This window comes from Myxacorys almedinensis A, assembly GCF_010091945.1.
GTDB classification, from domain to species: Bacteria; Cyanobacteriota; Cyanobacteriia; order Leptolyngbyales; family Leptolyngbyaceae; genus Myxacorys; species Myxacorys almedinensis.
On sequence record NZ_WVIE01000005.1, the window covers coordinates 1 to 12,950 of the forward strand.

Consider the following 12,950-nt stretch of genomic DNA (forward strand, 5'->3'; position numbering starts at 1 on the left):
GCTCATCAGGACAAATCAAACAACGCTTTCCTAATCTTGCTTCCTTTCCTCTCCTTCAAGATGGATAAAGTCGAGCTTAGAACAGAATCGGAACTTGCGATCGCCAAAACTGCATCCCCACATCTGAGATGCAAAACCATCAGATGGGCACACTGAACCAGACATCGATATCAAGCGTCGCTGTTGTCTACCATTCCCTGTCAAGCTCAACCCGTGGGCTTAGAGCAGAGTGGAAGTCGTCAACCTTCACCTTGTGATTGACTCAGTAGGAAGTTCAGCATGTCCATCGAGAAACTTCAGCCCGCTCCCACTCAGCAAGTCGGGGTTTATGTGCCTTACTATCCGCAAGCTGGCAAAAAGCAACTCTTACCGTTTGCCATCAGCCTCTACCAAAAAGGCGCACTAGAAGGTCAGCGCAAAATTGAAGGAGCCGAGAGCATTCCGTTTATCGCAACCTGGAATGTCTCCACGCTGCCTGCCGACTTGTGCCGTTGCCGCATTCAATTTGATGGTAATGCTGAACTGAGTTACGAAGTCATGATGGCAAATTTTGAATTCGTCGATTTTTTGATCGATGTCATCACCACTTTCAAACGGAGCCGCCTGGCAGATTTCTCACAAGCATTCTATCGTAAGCTGCTTCGCCTAGAAGATTGAGTGGCATCAGGTGTTTCAGCCTATGGTGCATTAGCATCGTGCGTTTTTGACCAGAGGGGGCATTGCAGTGCCCCCTTTTTTGCGGCAATAAAATTCGTCTCCCTCTACAATTAGGAAAACCAAGACTCGACTCTTCTACCCTGTAAATACATCGTAAGTAGGAATAGGTGGGGGGCTGAGGTTTAAAACACTCTGATCAATAAGCGTTAACTGGGGGAGAGGAGCGTGCCGAAATCTGCAAAGTATCTACTGATTGGATCGCTCGAAGCTTATAGTGGCAAGTCAGCAATCATCTTAGGAATTGCCCATCAACTCAAGACAAAAGGGCTAGATATTGCTTACGGAAAGCCGTTGAGCGGAGGCTGGGGGCAAACTCAGATGGCAGATAGCGATGGCGATATTCAGTTTGTGGCTCAGACGCTTGATCTTCCTAAAAACCGCTTGCAGCCCTCTATTTTGACGCTAGACGCAGAAACCATAAAAAGCCGTCTGAGCCTGGGCGATCAGCCAGATTATCGCCAGAAACTTGCCGAGCAAAGGCTAGATCAAGGCGGTGAGTTGGTGTTGTTAGAAGGACCAGGAACGATCGAGGAAGGTAAACTATTCAACTTGTCGTTGATAGAGGTCGCTGAAACGATGCAGGCGTCTGTGCTGCTGGTGGCAAGGTTTCATTCAATGCTGCTGCTCGATGGCTTGTTAACCGCAAAGGAAACGCTAGGCGATCAACTATTGGGCGTGTGTATTAATGATGTTCCCAGTGATCAACTCGAAACTGTGAATTCTTTGATGGTTCCGTTTCTTGAAAAGCGCGGAGTGGTTGTGTTTGGGGTATTGCCAAGAAGCGCTTTGCTGCGGAGTGTCAGCGTGGCAGAGTTAGTTCATCAGCTTAAGGCAGAGGTGCTTTGCCGCCCCGATCGCTTGGATCTGATGGTTGAGAGTTTGACCATTGGCGCGATGAATGTGAATTCTGCCCTCAAATATTTCCGGGCGCGGCGGAATATGGCAGTTGTCACGGGGGGCGATCGCACCGATCTCCAGTTTGCGGCTTTAGAAACTTCGACTCAGTGCCTCATCCTCACAGGGCATATTCCTCCTAGCAAGGAAATTATTAGCCGCGCTGAAGATCTAGAAATTCCAATTTTATCCGTCGATCTAGACACGCTAAGTACCGTCGAGATTATTGATCGTGCCTTTGGTCAGGTGCGGCTGCACGAGCCGATTAAGTTTCAGTGCATTTGTCAGATGATTGAAGAACACCTCGATAGCGATCGCTTGCTTTCGTCCCTCGGTTTAGCACCGGCTGGCGCGCTGCCGTAGAGGCTTTTATCAGACTTCAGCCATCAAACCTTGCGTTAGCTGTGGCTGTGGGATCAGGCGAGCCAAAATTTGCTTGAGTGCCATCGCTGTCCAATCGATGTCTGCTTCGGTGGTGTCGCGTCCTAATGTGAGGCGAATTCCGGCTTTGGCAACGCGATCGCGGTATCCCATGGCGGTTAAAATCGGGCTGGGGAGCAATGTCCCGCTGCTACAGGCGGCTCCAGCGCTGATGCCGATGCCGGCTAAATTCATGTGCCGCACTAAAACTTTGCCATTTAGCTGCTCTCCGTCGGCATGGGGTAAACAAAAGCTGACGTGATGGGGCAACCGATGAATGAGATCACCGGTGGGCAGCAGGTCTGGCATCTCTGAGAAATGAGCAAACAAGCGATCGCGCAATCGGATCAGCCGAGGGGTTTCCGTCGCCATTTCTTGAGCAATCAATTCGGCAGCAATGCCAAAGCCCGCGATCGTTGGCACGGATTGCGTCCCCGATCGCACTTTACTTTCTTGCCCACCTCCACTGAGCAACGGCACCAGCTTCACCCCTGGGCGAACGTACAGCGCCCCAGCCCCTTGAGATCCATACAGTTTATGGCTTGAGAGAGACAGCAAATCAACCGGAAGCTGCTGGACATCTAAGGGCAACCGTCCGGCAACTTGCACCGCGTCAGTATGGAACAGAATGTCTTGGGACTTTTTGTAGGAGCGGGTGATGTGGCAAAGCTCAGCGATCGGTTGCACCGTTCCGACTTCGCTTTGTCCATAAATAATTGAGACCAGCACCGTATTTGGTTGCAGTGCTGCCTTGAGATCGGCTGGATTCACCCGCCCCAAAGCATCGACGGGAAGCCGCGTCACTGCCCAGCCCCACTGTTCCAACAGCCGCACGGGTTGCTCGATCGCAGAATGTTCGACCTGCGAAATAATAATGTGTTGTGGGCGGGTATAGTGCTGGGCAACGCCGAAAATGGCGAGATTGTTAGACTCAGTGCCGCCCGATGTAAACACGATCGCTTCTGGCGGAGCGTTGATCAGCCGCGCCACCTGAACTCGCGATCGCTCCACCAAGGTTGCCGCCCGTTGCCCCCAAGCGTGGATGCTCGACGGGTTGCCCCACTGCTGCGACAAGACCTCTTGCATCAGCGCGATCGCTTCGGGTCGGGTGGGCGTTGTTGCACTGTAATCTAAGTAGACCTGCATGAGCGTTCAGAAAAATAACGGAGTAGTTCAAATAGCGACTGGGGTATCCTACGGATGTTCACGCCGCACAGATCGATTTTTAGCGTAGCGGTCAATCTAATTTTTGGGAATCTGGCTTGTGGTTACATTACCTCGCTCTGTCCAGTTTAAACTTTGCGGTGCTTTAATGGCGTTAGGACTCGCTGCCTGTCAGCCGGTTCAACCTCAAACCGTTCTTCCAACGCCGTTATCGCCGGATGCCGTAAGACCCAGCCCGCTACCGCAAGATCCCCTCATTCAGGTTTACAGTAACCACAATCCTGCGTCTCAGTACCGAGAACCCTATCGGCAGCAGACGCGATCGGGAGATGACTTAGAGCAGCTTTTGGTAGACGCAATCAACACTGCCAAATTGAGCATAGACATTGCCGTGCAAGAATTTCGGCTGCCCAACGTGGCGAGGGCATTGCGCGATCGCGCGGCATCTGGGGTTCAAGTTCGCGTCATCCTGGAAAACACCTACTCTCGCCCCTTCAGTACATTTACGGCGGATGAAGTTTCCACCTTGCCAGCGCGAAACAGAAGTCGGTATACCGAAGCGCGCCAGCTAATCGATCGCAACGGAGACGGGCAGCTTAGCCTTGAGGAAATCAACGATAACGATGCGCTTGTCGTCCTTGACAACGCCAAGATTCCCCGTATTGACGATACGGAAGATGGCAGTCGGGGTAGTAAACTGATGCACCACAAATTTATGGTGATCGACGGGCTTACCGTGATTTCCACATCTGCAAATTGGACAACCTCAGACGTTCACGGAGATTTTTCCCATGCTGCCAGCCGAGGCAACGCCAACAATCTTCTCAAGATTAAAAGTTCGGATCTCGCAAACCTCTTTTTACAAGAATTTTCTTACCTCTGGGGCGATGGGGTGGGCGGTCAGAAAGATAGCCTATTTGGGGTCAAAAAACCCTATCGCGCTCCGCAGTTGGTCAAGGTAGGAGCCACTCCGATCGTGGTGCAGTTTTCGCCTTCATCTTCTACACGTCCCTGGGCGCAAACCACAAATGGGCTGATTAGCCAAACGTTGGTCAAGGCAAAGCAGTCGATCAAACTGGCACTATTTGTGTTTTCTGACCAACCTCTGGTCAACGCTTTAGAACCGCTTAGCGATCGCGGGGTGCAAATCCAGGCATTGATCGAGCCAACGTTTATGTATCGTTCCTACAGTGAAGGACTCGATATGCTAGGCATTACGCTGTCTGATCAGTGCAAGGCAGAGCCAAACAATCGCCCCTGGAAAACCCCGATCACCACGGTGGGTGTGCCCCGGTTGCCGCCCGGAGACTTGTTGCACCATAAGTTTGGCATTGTCGATCATCACACGGTGATCACTGGCTCTCACAACTGGTCAGATGTCGCCAACCGGGGCAACGATGAAACGCTGCTCGTCATTGCTAACCCGACCGTCACGGCTCACTTCCGGCGAGAATTTGAGCGTCTTTACAAAACAGCAACCCTGGGCATTCCTCCCGCGATTCAACGAAAAGTGGATGCTCAGCAGCAAGCCTGCCCTCAACTTGTTGTGCCGCAAACGTTTGAGAAGATCAAGGCGTCTGATCCCATTGGGCAGAAGGTGAACCTCAATACTGCGCCCCAAGCGGAACTAGAAGCCTTACCGGGTGTTGGATCTGGCATGGCAAAACGAATTATCGCGGCTCGTCAGCAGCAGCCTTTTGCCACACTAGACGATGTAGAGCGGATTCCGGGCGTTGGGGCAAAACTTCTAGCCAGATGGCGCGATCGCATTACCTGGTAATCATCTACAGCACAAGAGGGCGATTCTGCTACACAAATCCCGTCTAAAGCAGCGAAACTTCTTCAGGGATAGACAGTGACGCCAGCAGCGCCTCATAGGTTTCAAAAATGGTGAAGACGCGATCGAGTTGCGTGATGTCGAAAATTAATTGCGCTGAAGGGCGCAAGCCACATAAAATCAGCCGTGCCCCTGCCTGGGTTGCCGCATTTAGCCCCCCTACAAGCGCAACCAGCCCAGAGCTATCAATAAATTCTACAGAAGATAAATCAACTACCCAAAATTTGTAGCGTCTGGGGGCGATCGACTCTAACTGTTGCTGTAACCACCGTCCTCCTCGCAAATCTAAGCAACCTTGGGGTCGGAGTAGAATTTCTTCACAGTTGTTTGCTAAAGCCATAGCGCCTTTCCCGCATGTATTGTTTCTCAACACCTTCACCTAAAACACCCCATCCAAGACACCTTCACCCCATGCCAGACGCCTAAATCGCCGCTTCTGAAGCAGCGTATTTTTTAGCACTATGTTTATCAATGCCATACTTATTCAGTACTATGGTTATTAGTACTACATTTATATGGTAACAGCGCAGTACCTTTGAGTAGATGGGCAACTTACGAGATACTGAACCTACCTTAAGATTGTAGTAATATCACTTAGTTAGCTCAATTATTCAGTAAATGTACTTAAAGTTTAGACATTTTCAATATAGAGACTAGATCCACTTGCATTGACTGAGATTCCAAAAGGTTTACGGAAACTTTATGACTTCCCGAACTGGATTCTAGTTTTTGTGAAGTCTCCTGCTAGGTTTGCTCAACTATTTGCATCTGCTCAACTTGCATCTGCTCAACCATTACGTCAGAAATTGCGTCAGAAATAGAGACCCAAGCGATAGGCAATTTCCTCAAACGTCTTCACCCCTAGAGAACCGGAGGTGAGAGAAATCTTCATCAACCTGTCACGGGAGAGGGCGATTGTTATGCAACTGCCCGAATAAACCCCTTGCTGCGCTTGGATGAGCCTATAATCTTCTGGGGATGGGTCGTGCCCACTGCCCTGGGAAATCTCGGCGTTGACACAATTAGTGAAACTACGCCAAGATCAAAAAGAAGGATGAAGCTTTGTAAAGGTAATTTCGATGTCCCTTGACTTTCTCTCGCCAGAAGCCATCCAAGAAATCGCTCAGCAGTATGGATACTGGGCTATTTTTTTCGGAATTTTGCTGGAAAATTTGGGGTTGCCGATTCCTGGAGAAACGGTGACGATCGTAGGCGGCTTTCTTGCTGGCAGCGATCGCTTGAATTATTGGTTCGTTCTCGGCGATGCAGCCCTGGGGGCAGCGATCGGGGGCAATTTTGGCTACTGGATCGGGCGGCTTGGAGGATGGGCACTGCTGCTAAGGCTGGGCAGTATTTTCCGCATCCAGGAGACACAACTTCAAGATTTGAAAAACCAGTTCAGCGAAAATGCCGGAAAAGCGGTGTTTTTGGGTCGCTTTATTGCGCTACTCAGGATTTTTGCGAGTCCATTAGCAGGCATTGCGGAGATGCCTTACTGGAAATTCATGCTTTATAACGTGGTCGGCGCGATTTCTTGGGCATCGGTGATGGTGACATTGGCATTTTTTGCAGGGCAACTTGTGCCGCTTGAGAAGTTAGTGACGCTGGCATCTCAGTTTGGCGCAGGGGCATTATTGCTAGTTGTCGCCTGGATTGCAGTGCCGCTCTGGCTAGAGTCTCGTAAGGCAAAACAGGTGATTGCCGATCCTCCTGCGAGCGACGGCGAGTAATAGCGCGATCGCGAGATCTCCAATATTGTCAAAATAATGGTCTCAAAATCGGAGATCTCTAACGCTGTTATCCGCGACCCGTTTGCGACCAGACACGGGTTGGCAACCCCCAAACGTAGATGAAGCCTTCTGCTGCCTTGTGGTCAAACTTGTCGTCTGCACCGTAGGTTGCCAGGTCAGGGGTGTAAAGCGAGTGTGCCGACTGACGCCCCACAATCATCGCATTGCCTTTAAACAGTTTGACCCGAACTGTTCCTGTGACTCGCTCTTGAGTTTTGAGCACAAACGCATCCAGTGCTGCTTTAAGCGGGCTGTACCACAAGCCGTTGTAGACGATCTGGGAATAGGTTTCCTCAATGCCGCGCTTGTAGTGCATCACATCCGAGGTTAAGGCTAGGCTCTCTAGGTCGCGGTGAGCATGAATCAGCGTTAGTAAGGCAGGTGCTTCGTAAATCTCACGAGATTTGATGCCCACGAGGCGGTTTTCCACCATATCGATCCGACCGATCCCATGATTGCCCGCCCGATCGTTGAGGTGGGTGAGCAACTCGATGGGGCTAAAGGGCTGACCGTCTAGACTCACCGGAATGCCTCGCTCAAAGCCAATTTCCAGGTATTCGGGTTCATCAGGGGTATCGGCGATCGCACGGGTCATCAAATACACTTCTTCGAGGGGTTCATTCATCGGATCTTCAAGCGGGCCCGCCTCGATGCTGCGTCCTAGCAAATTGCGATCGATGCTGTAAGGAGACGACTTTTTCACCGGCGAAGGAATGCCAAACCGCTCTCCGTAGGCGATGGTTTCTTCACGGCTCATGCCCCACTCGCGGGCAGGCGCAAGCACTTTTAGATCAGGGTTGAGGGCGGCGATCGAGACATCAAATCGCACTTGGTCGTTACCTTTACCGGTGCAGCCGTGGGCAACGGCATCTGCCCCATATTCTGCGGCGGCATCCACCAACAACTTAGCAATCAACGGGCGAGCAAGTGCCGTCGAGAGCGGATAGCGATTCTCGTAAAGTGCATTGGCTTGAATGGCAGGGAAGGCATAGTCTTTAACAAAGGTCTGCGTTGCATCTGCAACCAGAGATTGGGACGCTCCTGACTTCAGCGCTTTTTCCCGAATCGGTTCAAGTTCATCCCCCTGACCCAGATCTGCCGCTAGGGTAATCACCTCCTCGACTCCCCATTCTTCTTTGAGGTAAGGGATACAGACCGAGGTATCCACTCCACCTGAATATGCCAGCACAACCTTTTTGGCTCGACCCATGACGTTTCCTCGGTTTCGTTAGAACAACAAGTTTATAATTATGCAGCTAATCGACAACGGCAATAGTTAGAAGATGCACAGAATTAAACCTGCTCGGAATGTTAAGCAGTAGTGGAGGTCGAGCTTGTTAACCCGAAGCGGAACTGAGCTTGGGTTTGCGCGTCTTTTGGTAATAACCTGAAATGCCGAGCTTTTTACTCGACACGCCGCTTTCTAAGGTTAGAGTGTCAGCTAGCGATCGCTTACGATCGAGCAATAGTCTTCAACGCCAACTCTTCCCCTTCTCAGGCTTTCTCAAGATCACAGCTACCTCACTTGATAAGATACATAGAGATGGAGTCTGGAGAGTCTGGAGACGAGGGCAGTTTGCTGCAAAACCGATCGTGTCTGAGAAGAAAGCTGTGCAATTTAGTGTCGTTATTCCCACGTATAACCGTAAGCCAATTTTACAGCAGTGTTTGAGGGCGCTAGAGCATCAAGCACCCAGTCCGCTATTTTCCAATTACGAGGTGGTGGTGGTCGATGACGGCTCGACAGATGGCACGGTCGATTGGCTCAAGTCGGCTCACCTGCCCCACACTCGATTAATTTGTCAGGCGCATTTAGGGGCGTCTGCCGCGCGAAATCGGGGGGTTGAAGAGGCGACGGGCGACACGATTATTTTCATCGATAGCGATTTAGTGGTGACGGAGGTGTTCCTCCAGTCTCATGCAGCCGCATTAGTTCAAGGGCGGCAAGCGATCGGGAGTGATTGCCTATTTACCTACGGGCGAGTCATTAACACCTGCAATTTTGAGAGTCCCACGTCTGAGCCGTATAAAGTCACAGACTTTTCAGCAGCCTATTTTGCGACGGGTAATGTTGCGATCGCGCGTCACTGGCTGATCAAAGCCGGACTGTTTGATACCGGATTTCAACTCTACGGGTGGGAAGATCTGGAACTAGGCGTTCGGCTCAAAAAACTTGGTCTCAAACTGATCAAATGTCCCGATGCGGTTGGATATCATTGGCATCCCGCATTCTCACTAGACCAAATTCCAAGCCTGATTGACAAGGAAATTCAACGCGGACGGATGGGAGTTCTGTTTTACCAAAAGCACTCCACACGGGATGTGAAAATGATGATCCAGATGACCTCCCTGCATCGCACCTTGTGGGGGTTGCTCACGCTTGGCGGCTTACTCAATGAGCGCACCTTGGCTCCTCTGTTGCGCTGGCTAATTCAAAATGGTAAACCGCAGTTAGCGTTAGAAGTCGCCCGGATTTTTCTCAACTGGTACAACGTTAAAGGCGTATATGCAGCCTATGCCGAAGCTCAAGCAGCGAAGCCAAGGCACTAGCGTTTTGGGCAAGCAGAAGCACGGGCAGATCACGAGCAAGAAGCACGGGAACGATTGGAGGCAGTTTTGAGATTAGCGCAGAGCGCAACTCCGTAGGAACCGCGGGGCATTGACCCAAATCAGTTGCCAGAGGTTGAATCGATCGGGTTGCACTCATGGGCTGTAAAACTCATTAATTACCGTGCCAGCATTTGATTAATTAATTCGCCCCACTGCGGGATGAAGAAGGTATCTAGCAACCAACCCAACCACAAACCTTCCCAACTCACCCCCACGATCGTCCGCACAATCTGCATTTCTTTTGGAGTGGCGCTCTGCCCCCATGGCTCCACTCCCATCGACTCCATCCGAAATCTTGCCCCACCCACTGCCCAAAACCAAGCTGCCGCTATTGCCAGCCCCAACGCCAGCGATCGCACCAGGGGTTGAAAAAGTGGCATATTCGCGAAGAACCCCAAGGACGCAACGAGCATGGCAATCGCCACCACGCCTGCCAAAATAAAGGATCGCAGCCCCATCATTCCTAGTTCAACCGATCGCACCTTGGCGATCGCACCACACCCACTGATCACTCCAACCCAAACCCACCAAACCGCGTTATAAACCCCCAACAGCCAGCCGAAAAAAATATGAATGCTCAATAAAACCAGCAACGCTGAACCCGGTAACTGCCCGATTCTCTCTTTGGGATATTGGATGGCAACCATGGCAGTAACCATGATTCCAAGGAGCGCGATCGCAAAATTCAACTCGGTTGGTGCATAGCGAGTGCTCACCAAGTCTGACGCTGCCCACGCCGCGCCGTAAGTAGATGGGAGCACCGTTGATAGAAGGAGTGCCATCAGCGCTTTGCTCAATCGCATCCAAACCCGACCCAAGCACCACAGGGCACCTTGCCGATGCCAGGTCGTTAGTACCCGAAAAAAAAGAGATTGACGTCGCCTAAAACGAGGGCGCGATCGGGGAAAATGTCGCGAAGCAAATCGGTTAGCAGGAGCCATGATAAACCCGTAGCAAAGCGTTTTCTTAGACAGATTAGATAACTCAAGGATAAAGGTCTTGTGTTACCGTAGAGAGGTTGTCAAATTCACACATCCAGGATTTCGGGTGGTTAAACGGTAGACAGTGGTCAGTGGGCGGCACGGATTTTTTTATCCCCTAACCCTCTAATCCTTACCCTTTAAACTACTTCTGGATTGAGGATTAACCCGAATAAGGAACTAAAAAATGCCAGTTGTTTCACTAGCTCAATTGCTTGAGTCGGGCGTTCACTTTGGTCATCAGACCCGAAGATGGAACCCCAAGATGAATCCCTACATCTTCACCGCTCGCAACGGCGTCCACATCATCGACTTGGTGCAAACCGCTCAGTTGATGGACAACGCCTACAATTATGTGCGGACTGCCTCCGAGCAAGGGAAAAAGTTTCTATTTATCGGAACCAAACGCCAAGCGGCGGGGATCATTGCTCAAGAAGCCTCTCGCTGCGGTGCCTATTATGTCAACCAACGCTGGTTAGGTGGCATGCTTACCAACTGGGCAACGATTAAAACTCGCGTCGATCGCCTCAAAGATTTAGAGCGTCGTGAGGAAACAGGTGGACTGGATCTGCTGCCGAAGAAAGAAGCGGCTGTTCTTCGTCGTGAGCTAGAGAAGCTTCAGAAGTATTTGGGCGGCATCAAGCTGATGCGAAAGATTCCTGATGTTATCGTCATGGTGGATCAGCGGCGGGAATACAACGCGGTTCAGGAATGCCTCAAGCTAAATCTGCCGATCGTAGCCTTGCTCGATACCAACTGCGACCCTGATGTGGTTGATATTCCCATTCCAGCAAACGATGATGCGATTCGCTCGATTAAGCTAATTGTGGGTCGGTTGGCAGATGCGATCTACGAAGGTCGCCATGGTCAACTCGAAGCTGAAGACGAGTACGAAGATTACGAAGGCGCTGAAGACGAGTACGAGTACGATGAGACCGAGCCTGAAAGTGAAGGCGAAACTGCACCTGCAACCGCATAAGGGTTTGAGATAGGTGGCTAGAGCACAGTCTGTTCTGGCGACCTGACGCGATTAGCAATTGAACGCACTGGAAAAACATATGGCAGACATCTCAGCAAAGGACGTAAAGCAACTGCGCGATAAGACTGGCGCAGGCATGATGGATTGCAAGAAAGCCCTCGCTGAAAACGGCGGGGATTTGCAGAAGTCGATCGACTGGCTGCGTAAAAAAGGCATTGCATCAGCAGACAAAAAAGCGGGCAAAACTGCCGCAGAAGGGTTGGTTGGTAGCTATATTCACATCGGTGGGCGGATTGGCGTTTTGGTTGAAGTCAATTGCCAAACAGACTTTGTAGCTCGCAACGAGGCGTTTCAAGATCTCGTCCGTAGTATTGCGATGCAGATTGCAGCAAGCGCAGAAGTAGAGTACGTCAGAATTGAAGATATTCCGGCGGAGATTGCTGAGAAAGAGAAAGCGATCGAGATGGGCAAAGATGATTTGGCGGGTAAGCCAGACAACGTGAAAGAAAAGATTGTTCAGGGGCGTATCGACAAGCGCCTGAAGCAAATGAGTCTGGTGGATCAGCAATACATTAAAGACCCAAATATCACGGTAGATGAGTTGGTGAAGCAGCACGTTGCCCAACTTGGCGAAAATATTCGGATTCGCCGTTTTGTGCGCTTTGTTTTGGGCGAAGGCATTGAGAAAGAAGAGAGCGATTTTGCGGCGGAAGTTGCGGCTCAGATCGCAGGCGGCAAGTAGGTTGCGTTTATCAGCAGCAGAATTTAACCGTTGAGGATCTCAGAGGTTCTCAATGGATCAGGCAGGAAGAATCTCTTCTTCCTGCTTTTTCGTGGGGGTGCGATCCGGTGGAGCTTGGCAACGCCAATCGCGCCTACCAAGCATCGGAGCAACTGCCAACCGCCCTTAGCCCTGACCTGTGGTTCGCCGAATGTGATCTAGAATGCGCTGTCTCCGCTCAGGAGAACGAGTCTCAGCCGGTTGCGAGAACCCGTTGGTGCTACGAGCAAGATGCTCCATAATTCGTTTCTTACGATCGTCTGATGCTGCCATGAGGTGACGTTGCCCAAATGCGGTCTACTCTCTGTATTCTGACGCATTTATGAAGATTTGTGACGCTTAATCAACACGACTTAATTTATTTTGTTAGAGGCTTCTAAATACCCAATGAAACCTTTGAAGTTACGCTCAATTCTGATGGTAGAGCCATCTTCATTGCGAATGTAAGTTACCTCAGCCAGTTCGAGGTTAAAGCACCGAGAGAGCAACATATTGAGCGTGATACTTTGAAACGCAACCGTGGCAAACTCGCTCAGGTGTTTTGTGATTGCGATCGGCATTCCAGCCCGGTCGAACGTACCAATACATACAGAAACTTCGGTTCTATCTTCGCTATCCATGGTTGAGAACTGTTGAGAACCCGCCGCCTGACTTGGCTATAGTGCCCAAGCATCAAGAAGGAAGAGCGCTTTTAGACACCCAAACTGACGTACATAGCCTCGGACGCCCTCACCCCTAGCCCCCATCCCGCAGGAGAGAGAAACAAAAGGGTTAGCTA

Annotated in this window: 13 protein-coding genes; 7 read left to right on the plus strand and 6 right to left on the minus strand. The window is 50.8% G+C overall.

Features of this window, described 5'->3' with window-relative positions; all coding sequences use genetic code 11:
* Window positions 1-279: 279 nt before the first annotated feature.
* Together ebsA and GS601_RS05220 are read left to right on the plus strand one after the other, a co-directional pair.
* Window positions 280-657, plus strand: coding sequence for a type IV pilus biogenesis protein EbsA (gene ebsA / locus GS601_RS05215; protein WP_162422223.1), 378 nt, complete (start codon window positions 280-282; stop codon window positions 655-657).
* 225 nt (window positions 658-882) lie between these two features.
* Window positions 883-1,974, plus strand: a complete 1,092-nt coding sequence (locus tag GS601_RS05220) for a DRTGG domain-containing protein (RefSeq protein ID WP_162422224.1) — start codon at window positions 883-885, stop codon at window positions 1,972-1,974.
* 9 nt (window positions 1,975-1,983) lie between these two features.
* Here the strand turns inward: GS601_RS05220 and GS601_RS05225 are convergent, their stop codons facing one another.
* Complete coding sequence (locus GS601_RS05225) at window positions 1,984-3,177, minus strand: cysteine desulfurase family protein (RefSeq protein WP_162422225.1); 1,194 nt, start codon at window positions 3,175-3,177, stop codon at window positions 1,984-1,986.
* A 118-nt stretch (window positions 3,178-3,295) separates the two neighbouring features.
* Here GS601_RS05225 and GS601_RS05230 point away from each other — a divergent pair, with 118 nt between their 5' ends.
* The gene (locus GS601_RS05230; protein ID WP_338016966.1) at window positions 3,296-4,975 is read left to right on the plus strand and encodes a phospholipase D-like domain-containing protein; all 1,680 of its coding nucleotides are present in this window, start codon (window positions 3,296-3,298) and stop codon (window positions 4,973-4,975) included.
* 43 nt (window positions 4,976-5,018) lie between these two features.
* Here the strand turns inward: GS601_RS05230 and GS601_RS05235 are convergent, their stop codons facing one another.
* Complete coding sequence (locus GS601_RS05235) at window positions 5,019-5,372, minus strand: STAS domain-containing protein (protein WP_162422226.1); 354 nt, start codon at window positions 5,370-5,372, stop codon at window positions 5,019-5,021.
* 739 nt (window positions 5,373-6,111) lie between these two features.
* On the opposite strand from GS601_RS05235, the gene GS601_RS05240 reads away from it, so the two are divergent.
* Window positions 6,112-6,762: a DedA family protein gene (locus GS601_RS05240; protein WP_162422227.1), complete on the plus strand. Its 651-nt coding sequence runs from the start codon at window positions 6,112-6,114 to the stop codon at window positions 6,760-6,762.
* A 67-nt stretch (window positions 6,763-6,829) separates the two neighbouring features.
* Here GS601_RS05240 and GS601_RS05245 read toward each other — a convergent pair whose 3' ends face one another.
* Complete coding sequence (locus GS601_RS05245; protein ID WP_162422228.1) at window positions 6,830-8,032, minus strand: argininosuccinate synthase; 1,203 nt, start codon at window positions 8,030-8,032, stop codon at window positions 6,830-6,832.
* A 182-nt stretch (window positions 8,033-8,214) separates the two neighbouring features.
* On the opposite strand from GS601_RS05245, the gene GS601_RS05250 reads away from it, so the two are divergent.
* Window positions 8,215-9,372, plus strand: a complete 1,158-nt coding sequence (locus GS601_RS05250) for a glycosyltransferase family 2 protein (RefSeq protein ID WP_202924883.1) — start codon at window positions 8,215-8,217, stop codon at window positions 9,370-9,372.
* Between the two features lie 176 nt (window positions 9,373-9,548).
* Here GS601_RS05250 and GS601_RS05255 read toward each other — a convergent pair whose 3' ends face one another.
* Complete coding sequence (locus tag GS601_RS05255; RefSeq protein WP_162422229.1) at window positions 9,549-10,214, minus strand: hypothetical protein; 666 nt, start codon at window positions 10,212-10,214, stop codon at window positions 9,549-9,551.
* Window positions 10,215-10,599: 385 nt separating this feature from the next.
* Here GS601_RS05255 and rpsB point away from each other — a divergent pair, with 385 nt between their 5' ends.
* Both rpsB and tsf read left to right on the plus strand, forming a co-directional pair.
* On the plus strand, window positions 10,600-11,391 hold the full coding sequence (gene rpsB / locus GS601_RS05260; protein WP_162422230.1) for a 30S ribosomal protein S2: 792 nt from the start codon (window positions 10,600-10,602) through the stop codon (window positions 11,389-11,391).
* 79 nt (window positions 11,392-11,470) lie between these two features.
* Entirely contained in the window at window positions 11,471-12,133 is a 663-nt protein-coding gene (gene tsf, locus GS601_RS05265) for a translation elongation factor Ts (protein WP_162422231.1), read from the plus strand.
* Window positions 12,134-12,298: 165 nt separating this feature from the next.
* Here tsf and GS601_RS22845 read toward each other — a convergent pair whose 3' ends face one another.
* Window positions 12,299-12,445, minus strand: a complete 147-nt coding sequence (locus GS601_RS22845; protein ID WP_202924884.1) for a hypothetical protein — start codon at window positions 12,443-12,445, stop codon at window positions 12,299-12,301.
* A gap of 80 nt (window positions 12,446-12,525) precedes the next feature.
* Window positions 12,526-12,792, minus strand: coding sequence for a hypothetical protein (locus GS601_RS05270; RefSeq protein WP_162422232.1), 267 nt, complete (start codon window positions 12,790-12,792; stop codon window positions 12,526-12,528).
* Window positions 12,793-12,950: the final 158 nt, after the last annotated feature.

What these genes read in the sequence shown, in the direction of transcription:
- GS601_RS05245 (WP_162422228.1), bottom strand. Translation starts at nt 8,032, where the DNA reads ATGGGTCGAGCCAAAAAGGTTGTGCTGGCATATTCAGGTGGAGTGGAT.
- GS601_RS05250 (WP_202924883.1), top strand. Translation starts at nt 8,215, where the DNA reads ATGCCGAGCTTTTTACTCGACACGCCGCTTTCTAAGGTTAGAGTGTCA.
- GS601_RS05225 (WP_162422225.1), bottom strand. Translation starts at nt 3,177, where the DNA reads ATGCAGGTCTACTTAGATTACAGTGCAACAACGCCCACCCGACCCGAA.
- GS601_RS05240 (WP_162422227.1), top strand. Translation starts at nt 6,112, where the DNA reads ATGTCCCTTGACTTTCTCTCGCCAGAAGCCATCCAAGAAATCGCTCAG.
- tsf (WP_162422231.1), top strand. Translation starts at nt 11,471, where the DNA reads ATGGCAGACATCTCAGCAAAGGACGTAAAGCAACTGCGCGATAAGACT.
- rpsB (WP_162422230.1), top strand. Translation starts at nt 10,600, where the DNA reads ATGCCAGTTGTTTCACTAGCTCAATTGCTTGAGTCGGGCGTTCACTTT.
- GS601_RS05270 (WP_162422232.1), bottom strand. Translation starts at nt 12,792, where the DNA reads ATGGATAGCGAAGATAGAACCGAAGTTTCTGTATGTATTGGTACGTTC.
- GS601_RS05235 (WP_162422226.1), bottom strand. Translation starts at nt 5,372, where the DNA reads ATGGCTTTAGCAAACAACTGTGAAGAAATTCTACTCCGACCCCAAGGT.
- GS601_RS22845 (WP_202924884.1), bottom strand. Translation starts at nt 12,445, where the DNA reads ATGGCAGCATCAGACGATCGTAAGAAACGAATTATGGAGCATCTTGCT.
- ebsA (WP_162422223.1), top strand. Translation starts at nt 280, where the DNA reads ATGTCCATCGAGAAACTTCAGCCCGCTCCCACTCAGCAAGTCGGGGTT.
- GS601_RS05255 (WP_162422229.1), bottom strand. Translation starts at nt 10,214, where the DNA reads ATGGCACTCCTTCTATCAACGGTGCTCCCATCTACTTACGGCGCGGCG.